Here is a 22,479-nt window from a genome sequence, read left to right on the forward strand (position 1 = left end):
ATGGCCATGGTGGCTGCAGGGTTCGAGGGTGACGTAGACCGTCGCGCCACGGGCCTTGTCACCGGCGGCGCGCAAGGCGTTGGGTTCGGCGTGGGGCTCGCCGGTGCGTTCGTGCCAGCCTTCGCCGACAATCTGCCCGTCACGCACGATCACGCAGCCTACCCGTGGGTTGGGGTGGGTGGTGTACAGGCCCTTGCGCGCCAACTCGAGGGCGCGCGCCATGTAGTGGGCGTCGAGGACTGCCTGTTCAGACGTCATTGCTTGGAAGGCTCACGGGCCAGGCGGTCGATCTCTTCACGGAACTCATTGAGGTCCTGGAAGCGTCGATACACCGAGGCGAAACGGATATAGGCGACTTCGTCGAGCTTTTGCAGCTCGCCCATCACCAGCTCGCCGACCACCAGGCTCTTGACCTCGCGCTCGCCGGTCGCGCGCAACTTGTGCTTGATATGCGCCAGCGCCGCCTCCAGACGCTCGACACTCACCGGGCGTTTTTCCAGGGCGCGCTGCATACCGGCGCGCAGTTTTTCTTCGTCGAAGGGCTGGCGGCTGCCGTCGGATTTTATCAGGCGCGGCAATACCAGTTCGGCGGTTTCGAAGGTGGTGAAACGTTCACCGCAGCCAGAGGCCAGGCATTCGCGCCGGCGACGCACTTGATCGCCCTCGGCGACCAGACGCGAGTCAATGACCTTGGTGTCGTTGGCACCGCAGAAGGGACAGTGCATGGTTGGCAGGCAACAAATAATAGGGAGGGCCATGGTAGCGCATCCCCGTCGCAAGACAAGCCATAGCCTTTACGGTATATAGGCAGGCTTATATGTTTCTATTTTTTAAGCCACGGATTTTGTCCTTTCTGGAGCCGTACATGCAGTTACGACCACTCGTTCTACTCACCCTGTTCAGTTTTCTGGTCGCCTGCAGCAGCGAAGCCCCCAAGCCGGCCGCACCTCAGCCAACGCCGGCACAAGAGAAAAAAGTCCCCGGCATCGAAGACCTCGGCCCCCTGCCTGCCTACCAGCGGGAAATCAGCGGCAACCTGACCAATGTGCCGGCCGGCGCCGAAGTCGAGTTGGCGCTACTGGTGATCGACGAGCGCTCGCGCCCGCAGCAACTGCTCGCCAGCAGCGTATTGACCGGCAACGGCAAGCCCCTGGCCTTTCGCCTGCGCTTCAACCCCGAAGCGTTCCCGGCCGGTGCGCGGGTTGAATTGCGCGGTCGCGCCAGCCAGTCCGGCCAGTTGATCCTGCACCTGCCCGCCGTGCGCATCACCCAGGCGATTACCCAGACCACCGGCCCGCTGCAACTCGTCAAGGCGCCATGACACCACCGCTGCACCTGCAACGCGCCCTGAGTGAACTGATTGGCGACGCACACCTGGTGCCCTGCCCGCTGCCGGGCACCGAGCTGTGGTTGTGGTTGCTCGACGCCGACAACATGGACCGTGCCTTCAGCCAGGAAGAAACCCGGCGCATCTTGCATGAGCCGCCCTACTGGAGCTTCTGCTGGGCCAGCGGCCTGGCGCTGGCGCGCTATCTGGCGGCGAACCCCGCGTGGGTAGCGGGCAAGCGCGTGCTGGATTTCGGTACCGGCTCCGGCGTGGCCGCGATTGCAGCCGCCAAGGCTGGGGCATTGGAGGTGGTGGCGTGCGACCTTGATCCGCTGGCGCTGGCGGCTTGCCGGGCGAATGCCGAACTCAACGACGTGCAGCTGGGTTATTCAACCGACTTCTTTGCAGAGGCCGATCGCTTCGACCTGATCCTGGTGGCCGACGTGCTTTACGATCGCGCCAACCTGCCGCTGCTGGATCACTTCCTGACCCGAGCCCGCGAAGCGCTGGTGGCGGACTCGCGGGTGCGCGACTTCCAGCATCCGGATTATCAGCGGCTGGACATCCTCGAGGCACTGACCCTGCCGGACCTGGCCGAGCCGTGGGAGTTTCGCAAGGTGAGCCTGTACCATTCGCGGCGATAACCGTCCACGTTACAAATTCCCGGCAATATATTGATTGAGACAAGAAAAGCCGCGGTATGGAAAATGCCAGTCCTCGCCCGCATCTCTGACAATCGACTGCAATGTCTTCGTATTCAAACTCACTGATGTCCAACGAAGCGCAGGCCTTGCCAAACGCTGGGCATCTGCCTAACCTTTGCGCTAATACACCCGCCATGCCTCTGGTTACTTCAGTAACCAAGCACAAATTGTGCGGGTTTTTTATGCCCGGCGCTTTTGGGGCATGAGGTCATTCAGCAAGCCAGCCATAGATGTTCCTGCTCAACTGGAACTGCTCAAGCTACGCGGACTGATCATTCACAATGAAGCTCGCGCTGAGCGCTTCCTGCAGGCCGTCAGTTTCTTTCGACTTAGCCCTCATATGCGACCCTTCCAGCAGCCGGAAGATATCGATCATCGCTTTCGTGAAGGCAGCCAGTTTGGTCAGTTGACCCGCCTTTACGACTTCGACCGGCGGCTTCGTTTACTGACTATGGATGCCATCGAACGCGTCGAAATTGCCTCGCGTTGCGTTATCAGCAACCACATGGGACCCACGCATGGCAGTCATTGGTATACCAACCCGCTGCTGTTTCACCCCACCTTTGATCATCAGCGCCTGCTGACAACACTCTGCGGCAAACAAGACACGGCAACGCGTGAGTACATGCGCGAATGTGACCGGATCGACAGGTCGCACGCGAGCGATGCGAGAAAGGCGCTGCTCAAACGCCAACGGTCAAAAGAGAGCTACGCCCGCCATTACCCCGCGACCTATGACCACCCAACGCTGATGCCTGGCTGGGCGATGCTCGAAGAACTTACGCTGGGGGACCTGTCCCACCTGTACAAAGGCTCGGCCAGGGACGCCGATAAAAAAGCCGTCGCCAAGCGCTTGCTGCTCCCGGCGCCACTGATGCAGTCCTGGCTGCACACGCTGACCACCATCCGAAATATGTGCGCCCACCATTCGCGAATGTGGAACCGGCAATTGGGTGTTCGACCCGAATTACCCAGGAAGGCCACCTTTGCATGGCCCGGGCATTTGCTTGAACCAGGGCCACATAGTCGAATGTTCGCGGTTCTTTGCATGCTCAATCATCTGATGCGCCAAGTGAGTCCACAGACTCCCTGGGGCCACAGCCTGCATGTGCTTATCCGTGAATTTCCCGAGGTCAGTCTCAAAGCAATGGGTTTTCCTCAAGACTGGTACCTCGATCCGTTTTGGCATGCGCCTGAACACTAATCCCCATACGGCTTCCGATAGCCAGCGCCAGCCCTTATAGTTGCCCCCATTCCCGCTTTATTCGAGACGCCTCATGAGTGAGCCCACGCCGTACATCTTCGACGTCACTGCCGCCAACTTCGAGCAGGCAGTGATTCAGAACTCTTTCGAAAAACCTGTGCTGGTGGACTTCTGGGCCGAGTGGTGCGCGCCGTGCAAGGCGCTGATGCCGATGCTGGCGCAGATTGCCGAGAGTTATCGCGGTGAGTTGCTGCTGGCCAAGGTCGATTGCGAAGCCGAGCAGGACATCGTTGCGCGTTTCGGTATCCAGAGCCTGCCGACGGTGGTGTTGTTCAAGGACGGTCAGCCGGTGGATGGGTTTGCCGGGGCGCAGCCGGAGTCGGCGGTGCGGGCGATGCTCGAGCCCCATGTGCAGATGCCGCCACCGGCTGCGGCCGATCCGCTGGAGCAGGCACAAGCGTTGTTTGCCGAGGGCCGCATCAGCGATGCCGAGGCCATTTTGGTTGCGCTGCTGGGCGAAGACAACACCAACGCCGCCGCGCTGATCCTGTACGCGCGTTGCCTGGCCGAGCGCGGTGAACTGGATGAAGCCCAAACCGTGCTGGACGCCGTAAAAGGCGACGACCACAAGGCCGCCCTCGCCGGGGCTAAGGCGCAAATCACCTTCCTGCGCCAGGCTGCCGACCTGCCGGACAGCGCCGACCTGAAAAGCCGCCTGGCGCAGAACCCGCAGGATGACGAAGCGGCCTATCAGTTGAGCATTCAACAACTGGCGCGCCAGCAATACGACGCCGCGCTGGAAGGCCTGCTCAAGCTGTTCGTGCGCAATCGCAGCTACAGCGAGGGCTTGCCACACAAGACCTTGCTGCAGGTGTTCGAACTGCTGGGCAACGATCACCCGCTGGTCACGGTGTACCGCCGCAAATTGTTTGCCGCGCTGTACTGACCCTCACCCTGTAGGAGCGAGCTTGCTCGCGAAGGCCGTCAACGATAACGCGGGCATCCTGAATGAACGCGGCGCCTATGCGTTTTTCGCGAGCGAGCTCGCTCCTACGACGCGTCGATCCAGGTGTACAGCGGCGTGTCTGCGCCGCTGGTCACCTTCACTTTGGCGCTGTGGCGCAGGCGCACCAGCAGGCGCTTGCCCGCGGCGGCATCGCCGGCCAACCCTTCCAGTTGATCGAGCAATTCCAGGCCGCTGAGCTGCCCGGCGTTGCGCAACAGATCCTGGGCGTTCTGCCATAGATCCTCACTTTGCCTGACCGGTACCGCCGTCGACTCGGCCGGCACCGGGGCGGCCTGCAAGTGTGCGCCCAGTCGCGCCCAATCGCCGTCGTCCAGTTCCAGGGTCAAGTCCACCGGCAGGTCGCCGACGGTTCCACGAATTCGCAACATCGTCTTTACTCCCGCATTTTTTCTGACGGACATGCTCCCATGCAGCTTGCGCAACGCCAAGCGGACGGTCAAACTCTCGGCACTATTGTTATAAGATCACATAACAAAACTTTCATCTGTGGAGTCCTGTCATGCGCCGTCTGCTGCTTGCTTTGCCGTTTGCCCTGCTGCCTCTGGCTGTCGCTCACGCCCATGAAGATCACGATCATGAGCATGGCAGCCTCGGCGCTCACGAACACGGTGTGGGCCGTCTCAATGCAGTGCTGGACGGCCAGAGCCTGGAGCTTGAGCTGGACAGCCCGGCGATGAACCTGGTGGGTTTCGAACACGTCGCGACCAGTGCGGCCGACAAAGCCAAAGTCGCCGCCGCGCGCAAACAGCTGGAAAGTCCGCTGGCGCTGTTCAACGTACCCAAGGCCGCCGGTTGCGTCGTCAGCACCCAGGAACTCAACAGCCCGCTGTTCGGCGACAAGCCCGAAGCCGATCACGATGATGACGATGACGATAACAATGACCATGCCACCGACGGCAAAGGCGCTGCCGCCCATGAGCATCATCATGACCACAGCGAAATCCATGCCCACTACCAGTTCACCTGCGCCAAGCCAGAGGCACTGAGCAACCTGGACCTGAGCCAAGTGTTCAAGACCTTCCCCGCCACCCGGAAAATTCAGGTACAACTGATCGGCCCGAGCGGCCAGCAAGGTGCTGACGCGACCGCCACTGCAGCCACCCTGAAGTTCTGAGTTCACATGACCCCTGCATTGATCGAACTGTCCGACCTGGGCTTCAACTGGCCCGGTCACCCCCAGTTGCTGGACATCCCCGCGTTTCGCCTGGAGCCGGGGCAAACCCTGTTCCTCAAGGGCCCCAGCGGCAGTGGCAAAACCACCTTGCTCGGGTTGCTTGGCGGTGTGCACAAACCCAGCCGAGGCAGTATCCGCCTGCTCGGCCAGGAGCTGACCGAACTGTCTGCCGGTGCCCGCGACCGTTTTCGTGTGGACCACACCGGCTACATCTTCCAGCAGTTCAACCTGCTGCCGTTTTTGTCGGTACGCGAAAACGTCGAGCTGCCTTGCCACTTTTCCAAGCTGCGGGCCCGGCGCGCGGCCCAGCGCCACGGCAGTGTCGACCAGGCCGCAGCGACCTTGCTCGCGCACCTGGGTTTGAAAGACCCGGACTTGCTCGAGCGCCGCGCCGACGCGCTGTCCATCGGCCAGCAACAACGGGTGGCCGCCGCCCGTGCGCTGATCGGTCAACCGGAACTGGTGATCGCCGACGAGCCCACCTCGGCCCTCGACTACGACGCCCGCGAAGCATTCATTCAGTTGCTGTTCGCCGAATGCCGCGAAGCGGGCGCCAGCCTGTTGTTTGTCAGCCACGACCAAAGCCTGGCCCCGCTGTTCGACCGCAACCTGTCGCTGGCCGAACTCAATCGCGCCGCCACGCCTGCAGAGGTTTGAGATGTATTTGTTTCGTCTGGCCATGGCCAGCCTGGCCAACCGCCGCTTTACCGCGATCCTCACCGCCTTCGCCATCGCGCTTTCCGTCTGCCTGTTACTGGCGGTGGAGCGCGTGCGCGTTGAAGCGCGCAACAGCTTCGCCAGTACCATCAGCGGCACCGACCTGATCGTCGGGGCACGCTCGGGCTCGGTAAACCTGCTGCTGTACTCGGTGTTTCGCATCGGCAACGCCACCAATAACATCCGCTGGGACAGCTACGAGCACTTCGCCGCCAACCCCCAAGTGAAATGGGCGATTCCGATTTCCCTCGGCGACTCCCATCGCGGTTACCGGGTGATGGGCACCAACGAATCCTACTTCGAGCATTACCAGTACGGTCGCAAACAGAACCTTGAACTGGCCAGCGGCCGCGCGTTTGCCACCGACCCGTTCGAAGTGGTGCTCGGCGCCGAGGTCGCCGAGGCCCTGCACTACACGCTCGGCGACAAGCTGGTGCTGGCCCATGGCGTGGCGGTGGTCAGCCTGGTCAAGCACGATGACAAGCCCTTCACCGTGGTCGGCATCCTCAAGCGCACCGGCACGCCGGTGGACCGCACGCTGCATATCAGCCTCGGCGGCATGGAGGCGATCCACATCGACTGGCACAACGGTGTCCCGGCCCAGGGCAAAGGCCGTATCAGCGCCGATCAGGCGCGCAATATGGACCTGACCCCGCAAGCCATCACCGCGTTCATGCTCGGTTTGAATAACAAGATTTCCACCTTCGCCCTGCAACGGGAAATCAATGAGTTCCGTGGCGAACCGATGCTGGCGATCCTGCCGGGCGTGGCGTTGCAAGAGCTGTGGAGCATGATGGGCACGGCGGAAAAAGCCTTGTTCGTGATCTCGTTGTTCGTGGTGCTGACCGGGTTGATCGGCATGCTCACGGCGATCCTCACCAGCCTCAACGAACGCCGCCGCGAGATGGCGATCCTGCGCTCGGTGGGCGCAAGGCCGTGGCATATCGCCACGCTTTTGATCTTCGAGGCCTTCGCGCTGGCGCTGTCCGGCGTGGTGGCAGGTCTTGGTTTACTGTACCTGTGCATCGGCGTATCGCGCGGTTATTTGCAGGCCAACTACGGGCTGGACCTGCCGATGGCATGGCCGAGCGAATATGAATGGACGTTGCTCGCCGGTATCCTGGCGGCGGCGCTGTTGATGGGCAGCGTGCCTGCCTGGCGTGCCTATCGCCAGTCGTTGGCCGATGGCCTGTCCATTCGTTTATGAGGAAGCTGTCGATGCGTCGTGCCCTGTTTGCCCTGTTGCTGCTGGTGGCCGTACCTGCCTGGGCCGAGGAGCAGCCCCGGGATTTGTCGTGGCAGGAAATGATCCCAGCGGATGCGCCGCCGGAAGTGCCCAATATGAAACCGCTGCACGACCTGTCGAACATGGCCGATGCCTTGTCCGTCGAGGCCGCGCCCGCCGCTAAACAGGACTTGCCCAACGCGCCGGTGGTGCAAAGCCTCAACGGCCGGCACATTCGTTTGCCGGGGTACATCGTGCCGCTGGAAGTGAGCGAAGAGGGCCGCACCACCGAGTTCCTGTTGGTGCCGTATTTCGGCGCGTGCATCCATGTGCCGCCACCGCCGTCGAACCAGATCGTGCATGTGAAAAGCGAAGTCGGGGTGAAACTCGACGAGCTGTACCAGCCGTACTGGATCGAAGGCGCGATGCAGGTCAAGCCGTCGTCCAGTGAGTTGGCTGACGCCGGTTACCAGATGGATGCCGAGAAGATTTATATGTACGAGCTGGAGGAATAATCACCACCTGCGAACACACCGAAGATCAAATGTGGGAGGGGGCTTGCCCGCGACGACGTCGGCCCAGCAAACACTGATGTTGGTTGACCCACCGCTATCGGGGGCAAGTCGAATCGTCGCACCGCCCCTCCCACAGGGGATCTGCGCTAACTGACCGGTACTGGGGCAAGCCCCCCCTCCCACAGTTTTTTGCGGCGTGGTTAGCCTTTCATTGAGCTGAGTCAAAAGATCGTGCGGAACGATCTTTACCATTGGACGTACAACTTTTAACGTCCTTTTGGAGCTCCCATGAACAAGTCTCTGCTCGGCGCGTCCCTCTTCGCGCTCGCCCTCGTCGTCCCTGTCGCTCACGCCCACCAGGCGGGCGACATTCTGGTTCGCGCCGGTGCAATCACCGTGAACCCGAAGGCCGACAGCAGCAGCGTCAAGGTTGACCAGGGCCCATTGGCCGGCGCCAACCTGGGCGGCAAGGCGACCATGAGCAGCGACACCCAACTGGGCTTGAACTTCGCCTACATGATCACCGATCACGTCGGTATCGAACTGCTGGCCGCCACGCCGTTCGAGCACGATGTCAAGATCAAGAACACCGCCCTCGGCGCCGCCAACGGCAAGCTCGGCACACTCAAACACCTGCCGCCGACCCTGAGCGTCGTGTACTACCCGCTGGACCACCAGTCCGCCTTTCAACCCTATGTGGGCGCCGGTATCAACTACACCTGGATCTATGACGAGCACGTCGGCAGCCGCGCCGAGCAAGCCGGCTTCAGCAACTTCAAGGCCGAGAACTCCTGGGGCTGGGCCGCGCAGATCGGCGCCGACTACATGATCAACGACAAATGGATGATCAACGCCCAGGCGCGCTACATCGACATCAGCACTAAGGCGACTGTGGATAACAACGCGCTGGGCCAGGGCACTCGGGCCAAGGTCAATGTGGATGTCGACCCGATGGTCTACATGGTGGGTATTGGCTACAAGTTCTAAATAACACGGCATAACAATGTGGGAGGGGGCTTGCCCCCGATAGCGGTGGACCAGTCAATAAATCTTTGACTGACACTCTGCTATCGGGGGCAAGCCCCCTCCCACATTGGGTTCTGTGTTGTTTTCAGAAGTGGCGGTAGAACCGGTCTAGCAACGCCGGCAAGCCTGCCCGCCATGCCCGTGGCTTGATGCCAAAGGTATGCAGGATTTTCTTGCAGGCCAGCACCGCGTGCTGTGGCTCGTCCGCCGCATCCGGCCGCGCGGCGTGGGCCTGGGCGGTGGGCGACTCGATGGCCAGCGCGTGGAAGTTGCGGGCTTCGGTGATAATCGCCTGGCCCAGCGCCAGCGGTGTGGTCGCCTCGTGACCGGCGTAGTGGTAGGTGCCCCACAGCGGCGCCGCGCAATCGAGTTGCTTGAGCACGGAAATGATCACCCGCGCCGCATCGTCCACCGGCGTCGGGTTGCCGCGACGGTCGTCGGCCATCAACAACTCATCCGGCTGTTCGGCCCGGGCGAGGAAGCGGCCGAGGGTGCCGTCGACGCTGTCATCCAGCAACCAGCCAAACCGCAGCAGCACATGCTGCGGGCAGGTGGCGCGTACGCTTTGCTCGATACGCCACAACGCCTGGCCGCGCAGGCCCAGGGGCACCGGCTCGTCTTTTTCGCTGTAGGCGGTGGCGCGGGAACCATCGAACACGCGGTAGCTGGACGGTTGCACCAGGGTAATGCTGTGGTGCTGGCACAGTTCGGCCAGGCGTTCGATGGCGAATTCCTGGGAAGCCAGGCGGGTTTCGCTGACGGCTTCGGCCTGGAACCAGTCGAAATAGTAGGCGAGGTTGATCAATGCATCGGGACGGGTGTCGTCGAGCAATTGGGTGAGGCTCGCGGCATCCCAGCCGTCTTGGGGCGGTTTGGGGGCGAGGAAACCGATGTCTTCCTCTGCACCGAGGCGAATCAGCGCCTGCCCGAGGGCATTCCCGCCGCCCAGTAACATAAGGCGCATTCGCATAGATTGAGCAGGCCCGGTCTGTTTGGAACGATGGTTGTTGTCGGCAGGCGCGTGAGCCTTGCCGTAGGTTTATTCCAGAATCGTTGCATTTTGCGGGTTTGTAGCGCAACCGTCACGGACAAAGTAGGTGTTTGCAACTTGTTGGAGCGACGGGTATCAATCACTACATGAACCTTCCCGACTCAACAGACAGGGCACTGGACGGCTTCCACCCCGCCGTCAGTACCTGGTTTCGCAGCACCTTCCCCTCGGTGACCGACGCGCAGGCCCGGGCGTGGCCGCTGATCCGTCAGCGCCGTTCGACGCTGATCGCCGCGCCGACCGGTTCGGGCAAGACCCTGACCGCCTTTCTCGCGGTGCTGGACGACCTGGTCCACCAGGGTCTGGCCAACGGCGGCCAACTGCCCGATGAAACCCTGGTGGTCTACATTTCGCCGCTCAAGGCGCTGTCCAACGACATTCAACTCAACCTGCAAAACCCGCTGGCCGGCATCACCGAGCATCTTGAAAAATCCGGCCTGCCGCCGTTGGTGATCCGCACCGCAGTGCGCACCGGCGACACTCCGCAAAAAGACCGCGCGCAGATGCGCAAGCGTGCGCCGCACATCCTGGTCACCACCCCGGAATCGCTGTATGTGCTGCTGGGCTCGGACTCGGGCAGGCAGATGCTCGCCAGCACGCGCACGGTGATCGTCGATGAGATCCACGCGATTGCCGCCGGCAAGCGCGGCAGCCACCTGGCGTTAAGCCTGGAGCGCCTGCAAGCCTTGTGCGCCGAGGCGCTGACGCGCATCGGCCTGTCGGCCACGCAAAAGCCTATCGATGCGGTGTCGCGGTTTTTGGTCGGTAGCGGCCGCGAGTGCGCCATTGTCGACATCGGCCACGCCCGCCCGCGCGACCTGGCTATCGAAGTGCCGCCAGTGCCGCTCTCCGCGGTGATGGCCAATGATGTGTGGGAGCTGGTCTACGACCGCCTCGCCGAGCTGGCGCGCGAACACCGCACCACGCTGATATTCGTGAACACCCGGCGCCTGGCCGAACGCTTGGCGCGGCATCTGAGCGAGCGTTTGGGCAAGACGGCGGTGGCCGCCCACCACGGCAGCCTGGCCAAGGAAATGCGCCTGGACGCCGAGCAACGCCTCAAGGCCGGTGCGCTGCAAGTGCTGATCGCCACCGCGTCGCTGGAGCTGGGCATTGATATCGGCGATGTGGACCTGGTCTGCCAGATCGGCTCGCCCGGCTCGATCAACGGGTTTCTGCAACGGGTCGGCCGCTCCGGGCACCAGGTCGGCGGTACGCCCAAGGGCCGCCTGTTTGCCACCACCCGCGACGACTTGATCGAATGCGCCGCCCTCCTCGACTGCGTGCGCCGTGGCGAGCTCGACACCTTGCACATCCCCGTGGCGCCGCTGGACGTGCTGGCCCAGCAGATCATCGCCGAGGTCAGCGCGCGCGAATGGTCGGAAGCTGCCCTGCTGACGCTTGTCCGCCGCGCCGCGCCCTATGCCACGCTGGACGAGCGCCATTACCAGGCGCTGTTGCACATGCTCGCCGACGGCTACAACGGCCGCCAGGGCATGCGCAGCGCTTATCTGCATCGGGACGCCGTGACTCACACCCTGCGCGGCCGCCGTGGCGCCCGGCTCACGGCCGTGACCAGCGGCGGCACCATCCCCGACAACGCCGACTACAGCGTGCTGCTCGAGCCCCAGAGCCTGAACATCGGCAGCGTCAACGAAGACTTTGCGGTGGAAAGCATCGCCGGCGATATTTTCCAGCTCGGCAATACGTCCTACCGCATCCTGCGGGTGGACGCCGGCAAGGTGCGCGTCGAGGACGCCCACGGTCAGCCGCCGACCATTCCGTTCTGGATAGGCGAAGCGCCGGGGCGCAGCAACGAGTTGTCGGCGGCGGTGGCCCGTCTGCAGGGGCAGTTGGACCACCTGCTCGGCGCCAGCCCCGGTGACCTGCAACCGGCGCAAGCGTGGCTCACCGACACCCTCGGCCTGGACCGCGCCAGCGCCGAACAACTGCTGGATTACCTGGCCCGCACGCGCCTGGCCCTCAGCGCATTGCCGTCGCAGGACACCTTGATCATGGAGCGGTTTTTCGACGCGTCCGGGGGCACCCAGTTGATCATCCACACGCCCTTTGGCAGCCGTATCAACCGCGCCTGGGGCCTGGCCCTGCGCAAGCGCTTTTGCCGCACCTTCAACTTCGAGCTGCAAGCGGCGGCCAGCGAAAATGCGATTGTGCTGTCGCTGTCCACCAGCCACAGCTTTGCGCTGGATGACGTGTGGCGCTACCTCAACAGCAACAGCGCCGAACACCTGCTGATCCAGGCCGTGCTGGATGCGCCGCTGTTCGGCGTGCGCTGGCGCTGGAACGCCGGCGTGGCCCTGGCATTGCCGCGCTACACCGGCGGGCGCAAGGTGGCGCCGCAGATCCAGCGCATGAAAAGCGAAGACCTGATCGCGAGTGTGTTTCCCGACCAGATTGCCTGCCTGGAAAACCTCGCCGGCGAGCGCGAAGTGCCCGACCACCCGCTGGTGGAACAAACCCTCGATGACTGCCTGCACGAAGCCATGGACAGCGAAGGCTGGCTGGCCCTGTTGCGACGCATGGAAGCAGGCGACGTGCGCATGGTCAGCCGCGACCTGCCCGCGCCCTCGCCGATGGCCGCCGAAATTCTCAGCGCGCGCCCCTACACCTTTCTCGATGACGCGCCACTGGAAGAACGCCGCACCCAGGCGGTGCTCAACCGCCGCTGGAGCGACCCGCAGAGTACCGACGACCTCGGCGCACTGGATGCCGAGGCAATCGCCGGGGTACGCGAGGAGGCCTGGCCCGCGCCCCAGGGGCCGGATGAAATGCACGAAGCGCTGATGAGCCTGGCCTGTATTGCAGAGCAGGAGGTCACGCCAGAATGGGCCAAGTGGCTGCGGGCTTTGCACAAGGCCGGACGCGCTTATCCGTTGCCCAACGGCTTGTGGGTGGCCGTGGAACGCTTGAGTTGTTTACAGGCAATCTACCCGCACAACCTGCCGCTGCTGCCCGGTTTCGATGAGCCGTGGACATCCGATGAGGCCTTGGTGGAAGTGCTGCGCGCGCGCCTGGGCGGTTTCGGCCCATTGACGCTGCCCGAGATTGCCGCGCCCCTGGCGCTGCTCCCCGCTACCGTGGCCCAGGGGTTGGCGCGGCTGGAGCAGGAAGGCTACGTGCTGCGCGGGCACTTCAGCCCAGGCTGTAGCGCTGAGCAATGGTGCGAGCGGCACCTGCTGGCGCGTATTCATCGCTACACAGTCAAGCGCCTGCGCCGGGAGATCGAACCGGTGGCGCTGCAGGATTTCATGCGTTTTCTGTTCGACTGGCAGCACTTGTCCGACAGCACGCGCGGCCAGGGCAGCGCGGTGTTGCCGCAGATAGTCGCCCAGTTCGAAGGCTACGCCGCCGCCACGTCGGCCTGGGACAGTGACCTGCTCAGTGCGCGTATCAAGGATTACGCCTCGACCTGGCTCGACGACCTGTGCCGCAGTGGCAAGCTGGTATGGACGCGCCTGAGCCACAAAGCCGGCGCCATCGCCTTGCGCAGCACGCCAATCGTGCTGTTACCGCGCAGCCAGGTGCCGTTGTGGAGCGGGCTGACCGAACAGACCGACAGCACGACGCTGTCGCCCAAGGCGCAGAAAGTCCATTTGGCCCTGCGCGAACAAGGCGCGTTGTTTTTCGATGAACTGGTACATGAAGCCCATCTGCTGCGCAGCGAATTGGAAACCGCGTTGCAGGAGCTGGTCGGCGCGGGATTGGTGAATGCCGACAGCTTTGCCGGGCTGCGCGCCCTGACCACGCCCGCCAGCAAACGCCAGGCGCGCAGCAGCCGGCGTGGACGCGGCGCCTTTATCGGCGGCATGGACGATGCCGGGCGCTGGGCATTGTTACGCCGCGCGCCAGCCGAGCCCGGTGCGCATTCGGCCGAGACGCTGGAGCATGTCGCGATGACCCTGCTGCGCCGCTATGGCGTAGTGTTCTGGCGCCTGCTGGAGCGCGAAGCGGACTGGTTGCCGAGCTGGCGCGAATTGCTGCGCACCTACCACCGCCTCGAAGCGCGGGGCGAGATTCGCGGCGGGCGGTTTGTCAGTGGCCTGGCGGGGGAACAGTTCGCACTGCCGGAGGCGATCCCGTTGCTGCGTGAAGTACGGCGCCGGCCCCATGACGGCAGCTTGATCGCAGTGTGCGGGGCCGACCCGCTGAACCTTGTCGGCACACTGCTGCCGGGAAGCAAGGTGCCGGCGGTGAGTGGCAATCGGATTGTGTACAAGGATGGCGTGCCGGCGGGGGTGATGGTGGGGGGTAAGCAGCAGGTGTTGCTGGAGGTGGATCAGCAGGCGATTCAGGAGAAGTTGCTCAGGCGGTGAGTTTGAGGGCCTCATCGGGGGCAAGCCCCCTCCCACACTGGATCTGCGAACACCGTTCAAATGTGGGAGGGGGCTTGCCCCCGATCGCGCCAGCTCAGGCACCCCAATCATTCATTCGGCACGCGGCTGCTCGGTCATCTCCACCTCATGCTCCTGCCCCACCCGCTTGGGCAACACAACCTGCTGTGGATAAGTCTGCGCGAAATGCACTTCGTCGCAGTTATCCACAAGCTTCTTCAAGCGCTGGTTAAACGCGCGGCTCACCGCATATTGCCCACCCGACACGGTACGGAACTGCGCCGTCAGTACCACGCCATTGAGGTCCATCTTGTCGACACCGAACACCTCCAGTGGCCCTTGCAGGTTGTACTTGAGGAACACGTCGTCGCGGATCGACTGGCCGGCTTCGCGGATCAGCTCCACGGCTTTGTCCACATCGGTGTCGTAGGTGAACTGCACTGAGAAAAACGCATACGCAAACTGACGCGACTGGTTGGTAACCGCCTTGATCTGCCCGAACGGCACCGAATGCACAAAGCCCTTGCCGTCGCGCAGGCGCAGGGTGCGAATAGTCAGGCCCTCGACCGTGCCGGCGTGGCCGGAGTCGAGTACCACCCAGTCGCCGATCGACAGGGTGTCTTCGATGATGATGAAGAGGCCGGTGATCACGTCCTGCACCAGTTGCTGCGAGCCGAAACCGATGGCCAGGCCGACCACACCCGCACCCGCCAGCAGCGGCGCGACGTTGATGCCCAGGTTGGCCATGGTGGTGATCGCACAAATCACCACCAGGATGATTTTCACGGCGTTGCGCAACAGCGGCAGGATGGTTTTCACACGGGTGCTGGGCTGGCGGCTGGAGCGCTTGTTCACCGGGGGTTTGAGCGCTTCCTGGATCGCCGTATCGAGCACCACCCAGAACAGCCAGGTCATCAGCAGGATCAAGCCGATGCTGCTGAGGGAATCGCTGATCGCCCGGCCCACCGAGTTGCGCTGGGCAAACTCGAACAACGACACGCCCCAGATACGCCCGAGGATTTCGATAAAGGCCACCGCCATGACGATGCGCAATATCGCGTGCAGCAGGCTGAGGAAGCGCTCCTTGTAGGCGCTGCTGCGCTGGATCGCCACTTGGCTGCGAGACTTGAACAGGTGTTGCAGCACGGTGCTGAGAAACACCGTGCCGATCAGCAGGATGGTGGTGAACAAGGCGCAGCGCAGGGCCTTTTGATTGTCGTCGCCGGCACCGATCAGGTTGATTGCCGAGACCAGCACCATCAGCAGAATCGGCCAGTACCAGAGCCCGGAAAATACCCGCAACGACTGCTGCAACGCCGGATGCTTGAGACGCTGGGCCAGCGGCCGATTACGGATCAGGTGCGCCACCGGACGGCGCAGACGCACCACCAGCACGCCAAAGATCACCGTCGCGAACAGGCCGGTAAACACCGCGATACTGCTGGTAATATTGCCGCCGAGCTGACGGGCGATCTGCGGGCTGGTCAACGCGTCACTGAGGGCGGCGAGGAAGCCGATCAGGAACAGCGGTTTGGGGCAATAGTCGCGGATCAACCGCACCGCCGGGCGCTTGTGGCCGAGGTTGAACATGACGATGACGCACAGCAGCATCGAGGTGGAGAAGATGCCGCTGCTGGTGGCGTAGGCAAAACACAGCGCCAGCGCCCGGCCCACGGAGGTGGCTAAAAAGTGGCTGACATACAGCGTCAACGGCAGGCAGATAATGGCCGGGAGGGTGTAGGGCACCACATACCCCAGCACCGCCAGCAGGCGCGCCCGGCGCTGGAAAAAACCCCGCAGGCCCAAGCGCCGCACGATAAGGCGGCCCACCAGCGTCAGCACTGCAAAGGCACCGATCCACACGGCCGACAGCAGCAGGAAATCTCCGGCCACGCTCCATGGCGAGCGCGCCGCCGTCTGGTCGACCAGACGCCCGACTTCATTCGCGGCCCGGTCGGCACGCAGGCGCCACTCGTCGATGAAATTTTGGTTGAGGTCCAGCTTCTGTTGCACATCATCGATGCTGGAGCTGATGGCCCCGAGCAGCCCGCCCTCCACCAGCAATTCCGGCTTGGCCGGGGCTTCGGGTTCAGGCGCGGTGGCCGCGGCTTGCAGTGCGCCGTTGCCGCATAGCAGCAGCGCGACGAGCAGTAATGCAGTCTTTAAATTCAGCAAAACACCGGGCTCCTTCTGGGGGTCTGTAAGGAACTGACGGGTTTGAGCCGTGATCGTTCCCCTGATTCGCCCGGCCCCTGCCCCACCTCCTGCCCCTCTACCGCCTGTAGGAATGTGGAAACTTTCGGCCAAAGATCGTAGTCATCCCAAAACGCGGGGCAATCGACCCTGGATCAACGGGAGTAAGCATGGCGGCGATTCACATCGGCATTTCCGGCTGGCGCTATACGCCTTGGCGGGGCGACTTCTACCCCGAAGGCTTGACCCAGAAACGCGAGTTGCAGTTTGCCTCACGCGCCGTCAATGCGATCGAAATCAACGGTTCGTTCTACGCGCTGCAAACCCCCAAGCGCTACGCCGAGTGGTATGCCGACACGCCCGAAGGGTTCATGTTCAGCGTCAAGGCCCCGCGCTATATCACCCACATCCTGCGCCTGCGCGATGTACACAAGCCCATGGCGAATTTCTTCGCCTCCGGGGTATTGGAGCTCAAGGACAAGCTTGGGCCGATCCTCTGGCAGTTCCCGCCCAGTTTCAAGTTCGACCCGCCCCTGTTCGAAGCCTTTCTGGCCGAACTGCCGACCACCACCTTGCAGGCCGCCGCCCTCGCCCATCAGCATGAGCCACGCCTCAATGGCAAGGCGAGCATGAAGGCCTACGGCAAGCAGCCGTTGCGCCATGCGGTGGAAATTCGCCACAAGAGCTTTGCGGTGCCTGAGTTTGTGCAGTTACTGGACAAGTACGGCGTCGCCCTGGTGGTGGCGGACACTGCTGGCAAGTGGCCGTATGCCGAAGACGTCACCGCCAACTTCCTGTACCTGCGCCTGCATGGCGACAAGCAGTTGTACGCCAGTGGCTACACCGACGACGCCCTCGCGCGCTGGAGCGAGCGCATCGAGCGTTGGCGGCACGGCAAACAGCCTGCGGATGCGCACTTGATCGACCCACAACACAAACCACGCGCGCGCAAACAGCGCGACGTGTTCTGCTTTTTCGATAACGACATCAAGGTGCGTGCGCCTTTCGATGCCCGTCAATTGTTACAGCTTTTGGGTCTGGATGAGCACCTGGCGACAGCGCCGGGGCAACTGCCGGAACCTGGAGTGCTGCCATGACACAGCCGGAGTTGATTCCCATCACACCCACTGCCCCCATTACTCGCTTTACCGTGCTGACGGTCAATATCCACAAGGGTTTCACCGCCTTGAATCGGCGTTTCATCCTGCCCGAATTGCGCGAAGCCGTGCGCAGCGTGGGCGCCGACATGGTGTTCCTGCAGGAAATCCATGGCACCCACGAGCAGCATCCGCAGCGCTACAGCGACTGGCCGAAGATGCCGCAGTACGAGTTCCTCGCCGACAGCATCTGGCCGCAGTTCGCCTACGGGCGCAACGCGGTCTACCCCCATGGCGACCACGGCAACGCGTTGCTGTCGAAATTCCAGATCATCCGCCACGACAACCTCGACATCTCCCAGAGCGGCCACGAAAACCGCGGCCTGCTGCATTGCGTCCTGCGCCTGCCGGGCAGCGGGCAGGAAGTGCATGCGATCTGCATCCACCTGGGCCTGCGTGAAGTGCATCGCCAGCAGCAATTGCGCCTGCTGGAGCAACGCATCAGCGAGATCCCGGCCGACGCGCCGGTGGTGGTCGCCGGCGATTTCAACGACTGGCGCCAGCGTGCCGACCTGAGCCAAAGCGGCCTCGAGGAAGTCTTCGTGCAGACATTGGGCAAACCGGCACGCACCTTTCCCGCGCGCCTGCCGTTGTTGCCGCTGGACCGCATCTACGTGCGCAATCTGAAGGTGCATAACCCCCGGGTGCTGACCACGCGGCCCTGGTCCCATTTGTCTGACCATGTGCCGCTGTCGGTGGAGATTGAGCTATGAACGTTGCTGTAGAACATATCGCCACCGACCAGCCGCCGGATGATGCCAAGGCGCGCGACCTCGATTACGGCTGGCAGAGCGGCAACCGCATCGAGTTGCTGGAAAATGGCGAGGCCTACTTTCCCAAGGTGTTCGAGGCCATGCGCGTGGCGCAGCGCGAGATTCTGCTGGAGACGTTTATCCTCTTCGAAGACAAGGTCGGCTTTGAGCTCAAAGCCATCCTGATCGACGCCGCGCAGCGCGGAGTGAAGGTGGTGGCCAGCCTGGATGGCTTTGGTTGCGGCGAATTGAGCACGGCATTTTTGCGCGAGCTGGCCGAGGCCGGAGTGGTGGTGCAGATGTTCGATCCGGCCTCGAAGACGCTGGGTATCCGCACCAACTGGTTCCGTCGCCTGCACCGCAAAATCGTGGTGGTGGATGCCAGCGTGGCGTTCATCGGCGGTATCAACTTTTCCGCCGACCATCTGGGTGACTTCGGCCCTGAAGCCAAGCAGGACTATGCGGTGCAAATCGTTGGCCCGGCGGTGGCCGACCTGCACCACTTCGCCCTGGCGCAAAGTGGTCGCCAGGTGCGCACGCGGCGTGGATGGCGGCGGCGCCAGCAACATCCTACGCCATGGGCAACGTCTGACGAAGACGGTCTGGTACGCCTGATTTATCGCGACAACGTGCAGCATCGCGATGACATCGAAGAAGCCTATATTCACGCCTTGAGCAAAGCGCGTACGCGCGCCGTGATTGCCAACGCGTATTTCTTCCCCGGTTACCGCCTGCTGCGTGAAATCCGCAACGCCGCGCGCCGTGGCGTGCACGTGCAATTGATCATGCAGGGCCAACCGGATGTGCTGCTCGCCAAGCTGGCGGCGCGCATGCTGTATGACTATCTGCTCAAGGACGGCGTGGTCATTCACGAGTACTGCCAGCGCCCGCTGCACGGCAAGGTGGCGTTGATAGACGATAACTGGAGCACCGTAGGCTCAAGCAACCTGGACCCGTTGAGCCTGGCATTGAACCTTGAAGCCAATGTGCTGATTCGCGACCGGGCGTTCAATCAGCAGTTGTACGAAAGCCTGGAAGCGCTCGCCAGGGACCATTGCCAGACCATGCCGGCAAAACGCAAACCGCGCCTGTGGTTGTGGCGCCTGACCGTGGGCTTTCTGGTCTTTCATGTGATGCGTCACTTCCCCGCCCTGACCGGCTGGCTGCCGGCACACAAGCCGCGTTTGAAACCCATCGAGAGTCCGGCCCATGACCTCTGAAAAAAACGGCTCGCGGTTCCAGCGCTGGAAGAAGCCCCTGACCCTTGCGTTCTTTGTGCTGCTGATCGTGTTGTTCACCTTGCTTGCGCGACGCATCGACTGGAGCGAAGTGCTGCAGACGTTGAGCGAATTCAAGGTGCGTACCCTGCTGATCGCCGGCGCGCTGACCGTGTGCAGCTTTATTGTGTATGCCTGCTTCGACCTGATCGGCCGCACCTACATTCGCCAGCCCTTGCGCTGGAAGCAGATCCTGCCGGTGGGCATCATCAGCTACGCGTTCAACCTCAACCTGAGCGCGTGGGTGGGCGGCATCGCCATGCGTTATCGGCTGTATTCGCGACTGGGGGTGAGCACCGGCAATATCGCCAAGATCCTGGGGCTGAGCCTGGCCACCAACTGGTTCGGCTATATGGCGATCTCGGGCGTGATCTTCAGCAGCGGCCTGGTCACCATGCCGCCGGGCTGGAAGGTCAGCACTACGGCATTGCAAGGCATCGGTGCGCTGTTGGTGCTGGCGAGCCTCGGTTACCTGGTGGCCTGCCAGTTTTCGAAAAAACGTGCGTGGACGATTCGCGGCATGGAAATCAACCTGCCGTCGCTGCGCATGGCGTGCTTGCAATTGATGTTGGGCGCGCTGAACTGGTCGCTGATGGCGGCGGTGATTTTCACGCTGTTGCCGGCGAAACTGGATTATCCGCTGGTGCTGGGGGTGCTGCTGATCAGCGCGATTGCCGGGGTGCTCACGCATATTCCAGCGGGCCTTGGGGTGCTGGAAGCGGTGTTTATCGGGCTGCTGCAGCATGAGGCGTCGCGCGGCAGTCTGCTGGCCGGATTGATTGCCTATCGGGCAATCTATTTCATTTGCCCGTTGTTGATCGCGCTGGTGATGTATTTGGGGGTGGAAGCGAAGGCCAAGGCGTTGCGGGTGAAGAAAACACCCGCTTAGCGTGTTAGCGAGACTGGATGATGCTCAAACGTTCACCCACCACCATCTCGGTGATCCAGTCCACCAGGATCGAGGTGTAGGCCTGTTGCGACACCGGGTCGCTCAACGAATGGTCGGCGCCATCGATGATGCGGTGGGTCAGGGAATGGGTGTGCTGGCAGGCCGCGCGATAACTCATGATGGTGGCGTGGGGCACGTGGTCGTCGGTCTCCGATTCGACGATCAGCACATCACCGCTGAATTTTGCGCAGGCATGCAGGGCCCGGTTGGTTTCGGCCTGCACCAGCGTACTGCGGTAATCCATCAGGTCGGCTTTATCCAGGTCACGCTTGGGCTTGAGCCATTCCTGATCGCGGTACAGCGCAGGCACCCGCAACGCCAGCCAGCGCACCGGGCGCAATGAGGTGAGGATCGCCGCCAGGTAGCCCCCATAGCTGGTGCCCACGACCGCCACCGCCGAGGTATCGATGGCCGGGTGAGACAGCAGGCGGTCGTAGGCGGCCAACAGGTCGCGCAGGTTGTCTTCACGGGTTACGCGCGAAAGCGGGATACCCGTGCCTGCATGGCCGCGCAGGTCGAAAGTCAAACACACGCAACCGAGCCCCGCGATGCCTTTGGCGCGCTCCAGGTCGCGCTCCTGGCTGCCGCCCCAGCCGTGCACGAACAACACGCCCGGCACTTTGGATTTGGGGCTGAGGAAGGTCCCGCTCATCTGTTCGTCGTCAATGTCGATTGCGATGCTCTCGCTTCTAGCCGTCATAAGCGTTAACCGTCACATATTTGAGGAGAAAGTCGCTGTTTTCAGCCGGGCCGCGGTACACCTCGATGGCGTCTGCCGGTAACGTCCGGTCCACATAGGTTTCCACCGAGGCCACTCGGATCGCGCGCAAGCCGGGGTGGTTGACGAAGCTTTGCAGCGCCGCGACTTCCGCGCTGCTGGCCCCGCCCATGCGCCAGGACTGTTCGAGCACGCCACTGCGGCGTTGGCCGTCGCTGTCCAGCCCCTGGGCGATGTCGTAGTTGCGCCGCGAGGCATAGAAGCCGGGGTAGGCTTCATCGGCAGCCTTGTCGAAGACCTGCGCTTGCCTGACGGCTTCGCGTACATCGTCCGGCAGAGCCAGAGCGAGCAAGTCGTCGTAACCGCCGGGCACCACCAGCAGTTTGGAGCCGCCGTAGACCTCTTCGCCCTGCCCGTCCCGGGTCAGGTATTGCTCGCCGCAGTAACTGATGACGTGATCGCCGATAAAGCTTTGGCCCACACTGTGAGTGACTACGTCCTGCAGGTCTTGTTCCAGCACCACCCCATCATTAAACATTGCGGCGGCTTCGGGACGCGCCAGCAGGGCATCGAATTCGTCGAGGCTGCGGATCACCTCTTGCCCGCGTCCCGCGCAGGCGTTTACGGGCTTCAAGCGAATCGGCCCGCTGTAGAGCAAATGGGTCGCGGCTGGCCGTGCATCTTCCAGCGCGAAGACACTCAAGCCATCAAGGACTACGTCGCGCACGCGCTCACAAAACAGCGGCGACCAGCCCTCGGGCGCCTGGGCTTGCGGGCTCAGCAGGCCATGAGTGATGGCTTTGGTACAGATGAACGCATGATCGACATAACCGCCCCACAGGTCTTGCGGGCCCTTGATATTGAGCGCTTGTGCCTGGGCGGCCCCCACCAGCGTTTGTGTGGGAAGCAGGTACAGATCGTGGCCGGCGTGCTTGAGCGGGTCGTAGCTGCCGCCGAATTTTAGCCCCAGTATCTGCGCGAGCCAGCGCGCCAGGGCGCGATTGGTCTCCACTTCATGCTGGGGTGCGCCGCTGCGCGTTGAATGAGAGAGCGCCAGCTTTTTACGTGAAATCGGGGTCATGCATCCCCCTTGGCATCCGGCCATGTGTGT

The 22,479-nt window shown here is 62.8% G+C and carries 21 protein-coding genes; 14 read left to right on the forward strand and 7 right to left on the reverse strand.

Annotated elements, in window-relative coordinates; translation table 11 throughout:
• Together BFP96_RS02800 and nrdR are read right to left on the reverse strand one after the other, a co-directional pair.
• Nucleotides 1–258 (reverse strand): bifunctional diaminohydroxyphosphoribosylaminopyrimidine deaminase/5-amino-6-(5-phosphoribosylamino)uracil reductase RibD (locus BFP96_RS02800; RefSeq protein ID WP_256548738.1); only part of this gene is annotated, 258 nt, incomplete at its 3' end.
• Nucleotides 255–725, reverse strand: a complete 471-nt coding sequence (gene nrdR, locus BFP96_RS02805) for a transcriptional regulator NrdR (RefSeq protein ID WP_065888389.1) — start codon at nucleotides 723–725, stop codon at nucleotides 255–257. The genes BFP96_RS02800 and nrdR, both read right to left, overlap by 4 nt.
• 140 nt (nucleotides 726–865) lie before the next feature.
• Between nrdR and BFP96_RS02810 the strand changes: the two genes are divergently transcribed.
• The 4 genes from BFP96_RS02810 (at nucleotide 866) to trxA (ending at nucleotide 4,181) form a co-directional block, all read left to right on the forward strand.
• Nucleotides 866–1,321, forward strand: a complete 456-nt coding sequence (locus BFP96_RS02810; RefSeq protein ID WP_065891623.1) for a YbaY family lipoprotein — start codon at nucleotides 866–868, stop codon at nucleotides 1,319–1,321.
• Nucleotides 1,318–1,971, forward strand: coding sequence for a class I SAM-dependent methyltransferase (locus BFP96_RS02815; protein WP_065895969.1), 654 nt, complete (start codon nucleotides 1,318–1,320; stop codon nucleotides 1,969–1,971). The genes BFP96_RS02810 and BFP96_RS02815 overlap by 4 nt, the downstream gene beginning before the upstream one ends.
• Before the next feature lie 262 nt (nucleotides 1,972–2,233).
• Complete coding sequence (locus BFP96_RS02820) at nucleotides 2,234–3,235, forward strand: Abi family protein (protein ID WP_065935542.1); 1,002 nt, start codon at nucleotides 2,234–2,236, stop codon at nucleotides 3,233–3,235.
• A 73-nt stretch (nucleotides 3,236–3,308) separates the two neighbouring features.
• On the forward strand, nucleotides 3,309–4,181 hold the full coding sequence (gene trxA / locus BFP96_RS02825) for a thioredoxin (RefSeq protein ID WP_065935543.1): 873 nt from the start codon (nucleotides 3,309–3,311) through the stop codon (nucleotides 4,179–4,181).
• Nucleotides 4,182–4,285: 104 nt separating this feature from the next.
• Here the strand turns inward: trxA and BFP96_RS02830 are convergent, their stop codons facing one another.
• Nucleotides 4,286–4,630, reverse strand: coding sequence for a hypothetical protein (locus BFP96_RS02830; protein WP_065888394.1), 345 nt, complete (start codon nucleotides 4,628–4,630; stop codon nucleotides 4,286–4,288).
• Between the two features lie 131 nt (nucleotides 4,631–4,761).
• Here BFP96_RS02830 and BFP96_RS02835 point away from each other — a divergent pair, with 131 nt between their 5' ends.
• The 5 genes from BFP96_RS02835 to BFP96_RS02855 all read left to right on the forward strand — a co-directional run bounded on the left by BFP96_RS02835 (nucleotide 4,762) and on the right by BFP96_RS02855 (nucleotide 8,880).
• Entirely contained in the window at nucleotides 4,762–5,376 is a 615-nt protein-coding gene (locus BFP96_RS02835) for a DUF2796 domain-containing protein (RefSeq protein ID WP_065935544.1), read from the forward strand.
• Between the two features lie 6 nt (nucleotides 5,377–5,382).
• Nucleotides 5,383–6,093, forward strand: coding sequence for an ABC transporter ATP-binding protein (locus tag BFP96_RS02840; protein WP_065935545.1), 711 nt, complete (start codon nucleotides 5,383–5,385; stop codon nucleotides 6,091–6,093).
• Nucleotide 6,094: 1 nt separating this feature from the next.
• Nucleotides 6,095–7,360 (forward strand): ABC transporter permease, encoded by a 1,266-nt coding sequence (locus BFP96_RS02845; RefSeq protein ID WP_065935546.1) that lies wholly within the window; start codon nucleotides 6,095–6,097, stop codon nucleotides 7,358–7,360.
• A gap of 11 nt (nucleotides 7,361–7,371) precedes the next feature.
• A complete protein-coding gene (locus tag BFP96_RS02850; protein WP_065891616.1) occupies nucleotides 7,372–7,893 on the forward strand; it encodes a DUF3299 domain-containing protein in 522 nt (173 codons plus the stop codon).
• 288 nt (nucleotides 7,894–8,181) lie between these two features.
• On the forward strand, nucleotides 8,182–8,880 hold the full coding sequence (locus BFP96_RS02855) for an OmpW/AlkL family protein (RefSeq protein ID WP_065888399.1): 699 nt from the start codon (nucleotides 8,182–8,184) through the stop codon (nucleotides 8,878–8,880).
• A 124-nt stretch (nucleotides 8,881–9,004) separates the two neighbouring features.
• Here the strand turns inward: BFP96_RS02855 and BFP96_RS02860 are convergent, their stop codons facing one another.
• Nucleotides 9,005–9,889 carry a sugar nucleotide-binding protein gene (locus BFP96_RS02860; RefSeq protein WP_083203146.1) on the reverse strand — a complete coding sequence of 295 codons (885 nt, stop codon included), beginning with the start codon at nucleotides 9,887–9,889 and terminating at the stop codon, nucleotides 9,005–9,007.
• A 167-nt stretch (nucleotides 9,890–10,056) separates the two neighbouring features.
• Between BFP96_RS02860 and BFP96_RS02865 the strand changes: the two genes are divergently transcribed.
• Nucleotides 10,057–14,304 carry a DEAD/DEAH box helicase gene (locus tag BFP96_RS02865; protein WP_065935547.1) on the forward strand — a complete coding sequence of 1,416 codons (4,248 nt, stop codon included), beginning with the start codon at nucleotides 10,057–10,059 and terminating at the stop codon, nucleotides 14,302–14,304.
• Nucleotides 14,305–14,415: 111 nt separating this feature from the next.
• Here BFP96_RS02865 and BFP96_RS02870 read toward each other — a convergent pair whose 3' ends face one another.
• Nucleotides 14,416–16,497, reverse strand: coding sequence for a mechanosensitive ion channel family protein (locus BFP96_RS02870; protein ID WP_065891613.1), 2,082 nt, complete (start codon nucleotides 16,495–16,497; stop codon nucleotides 14,416–14,418).
• Between the two features lie 188 nt (nucleotides 16,498–16,685).
• Between BFP96_RS02870 and BFP96_RS02875 the strand changes: the two genes are divergently transcribed.
• The 4 genes from BFP96_RS02875 to BFP96_RS02890 are packed head-to-tail and all read left to right on the forward strand — an operon-like array spanning nucleotide 16,686 to nucleotide 20,590.
• The gene (locus tag BFP96_RS02875) at nucleotides 16,686–17,612 is read left to right on the forward strand and encodes a DUF72 domain-containing protein (protein WP_065935548.1); all 927 of its coding nucleotides are present in this window, start codon (nucleotides 16,686–16,688) and stop codon (nucleotides 17,610–17,612) included.
• Nucleotides 17,609–18,385: an endonuclease/exonuclease/phosphatase family protein gene (locus BFP96_RS02880; RefSeq protein WP_065891611.1), complete on the forward strand. Its 777-nt coding sequence runs from the start codon at nucleotides 17,609–17,611 to the stop codon at nucleotides 18,383–18,385. Before BFP96_RS02875 ends, BFP96_RS02880 begins: the two co-directional genes overlap by 4 nt.
• A complete protein-coding gene (gene clsB, locus BFP96_RS02885) occupies nucleotides 18,382–19,644 on the forward strand; it encodes a cardiolipin synthase ClsB (RefSeq protein WP_065935549.1) in 1,263 nt (420 codons plus the stop codon). Before BFP96_RS02880 ends, clsB begins: the two co-directional genes overlap by 4 nt.
• Nucleotides 19,634–20,590, forward strand: a complete 957-nt coding sequence (locus tag BFP96_RS02890; protein WP_065888406.1) for a lysylphosphatidylglycerol synthase domain-containing protein — start codon at nucleotides 19,634–19,636, stop codon at nucleotides 20,588–20,590. Before clsB ends, BFP96_RS02890 begins: the two co-directional genes overlap by 11 nt.
• 4 nt (nucleotides 20,591–20,594) lie before the next feature.
• Here BFP96_RS02890 and BFP96_RS02895 read toward each other — a convergent pair whose 3' ends face one another.
• Both BFP96_RS02895 and BFP96_RS02900 read right to left on the reverse strand, forming a co-directional pair.
• Complete coding sequence (locus BFP96_RS02895; protein WP_065935550.1) at nucleotides 20,595–21,350, reverse strand: alpha/beta hydrolase family protein; 756 nt, start codon at nucleotides 21,348–21,350, stop codon at nucleotides 20,595–20,597.
• On the reverse strand, nucleotides 21,340–22,449 hold the full coding sequence (locus BFP96_RS02900; RefSeq protein ID WP_065935551.1) for a DUF3182 family protein: 1,110 nt from the start codon (nucleotides 22,447–22,449) through the stop codon (nucleotides 21,340–21,342). The genes BFP96_RS02895 and BFP96_RS02900 overlap by 11 nt, the downstream gene beginning before the upstream one ends.
• Between the last annotated feature and the right edge of the window lie 30 nt (nucleotides 22,450–22,479).

It is taken from the genome of Pseudomonas sp. 34 E 7, assembly GCF_900005715.1.
GTDB classification, from domain to species: Bacteria; Pseudomonadota; Gammaproteobacteria; order Pseudomonadales; family Pseudomonadaceae; genus Aquipseudomonas; species Aquipseudomonas orientalis_A.

Excerpts from the sequence above, each read along its gene's own strand:
- nrdR (WP_065888389.1), bottom strand. The coding sequence starts at position 725 with ATGCACTGTCCCTTCTGCGGTGCCAACGACACCAAGGTCATTGACTCG.
- BFP96_RS02810 (WP_065891623.1), top strand. The coding sequence starts at position 866 with ATGCAGTTACGACCACTCGTTCTACTCACCCTGTTCAGTTTTCTGGTC.
- BFP96_RS02815 (WP_065895969.1), top strand. The coding sequence starts at position 1,318 with ATGACACCACCGCTGCACCTGCAACGCGCCCTGAGTGAACTGATTGGC.
- BFP96_RS02820 (WP_065935542.1), top strand. The coding sequence starts at position 2,234 with ATGAGGTCATTCAGCAAGCCAGCCATAGATGTTCCTGCTCAACTGGAA.
- trxA (WP_065935543.1), top strand. The coding sequence starts at position 3,309 with ATGAGTGAGCCCACGCCGTACATCTTCGACGTCACTGCCGCCAACTTC.
- BFP96_RS02830 (WP_065888394.1), bottom strand. The coding sequence starts at position 4,630 with ATGTTGCGAATTCGTGGAACCGTCGGCGACCTGCCGGTGGACTTGACC.
- BFP96_RS02835 (WP_065935544.1), top strand. The coding sequence starts at position 4,762 with ATGCGCCGTCTGCTGCTTGCTTTGCCGTTTGCCCTGCTGCCTCTGGCT.
- BFP96_RS02840 (WP_065935545.1), top strand. The coding sequence starts at position 5,383 with ATGACCCCTGCATTGATCGAACTGTCCGACCTGGGCTTCAACTGGCCC.
- BFP96_RS02845 (WP_065935546.1), top strand. The coding sequence starts at position 6,095 with ATGTATTTGTTTCGTCTGGCCATGGCCAGCCTGGCCAACCGCCGCTTT.
- BFP96_RS02850 (WP_065891616.1), top strand. The coding sequence starts at position 7,372 with ATGCGTCGTGCCCTGTTTGCCCTGTTGCTGCTGGTGGCCGTACCTGCC.
- BFP96_RS02855 (WP_065888399.1), top strand. The coding sequence starts at position 8,182 with ATGAACAAGTCTCTGCTCGGCGCGTCCCTCTTCGCGCTCGCCCTCGTC.
- BFP96_RS02860 (WP_083203146.1), bottom strand. The coding sequence starts at position 9,889 with ATGCGAATGCGCCTTATGTTACTGGGCGGCGGGAATGCCCTCGGGCAG.
- BFP96_RS02865 (WP_065935547.1), top strand. The coding sequence starts at position 10,057 with ATGAACCTTCCCGACTCAACAGACAGGGCACTGGACGGCTTCCACCCC.
- BFP96_RS02875 (WP_065935548.1), top strand. The coding sequence starts at position 16,686 with ATGGCGGCGATTCACATCGGCATTTCCGGCTGGCGCTATACGCCTTGG.
- BFP96_RS02880 (WP_065891611.1), top strand. The coding sequence starts at position 17,609 with ATGACACAGCCGGAGTTGATTCCCATCACACCCACTGCCCCCATTACT.
- clsB (WP_065935549.1), top strand. The coding sequence starts at position 18,382 with ATGAACGTTGCTGTAGAACATATCGCCACCGACCAGCCGCCGGATGAT.
- BFP96_RS02890 (WP_065888406.1), top strand. The coding sequence starts at position 19,634 with ATGACCTCTGAAAAAAACGGCTCGCGGTTCCAGCGCTGGAAGAAGCCC.
- BFP96_RS02895 (WP_065935550.1), bottom strand. The coding sequence starts at position 21,350 with ATGACGGCTAGAAGCGAGAGCATCGCAATCGACATTGACGACGAACAG.
- BFP96_RS02900 (WP_065935551.1), bottom strand. The coding sequence starts at position 22,449 with ATGACCCCGATTTCACGTAAAAAGCTGGCGCTCTCTCATTCAACGCGC.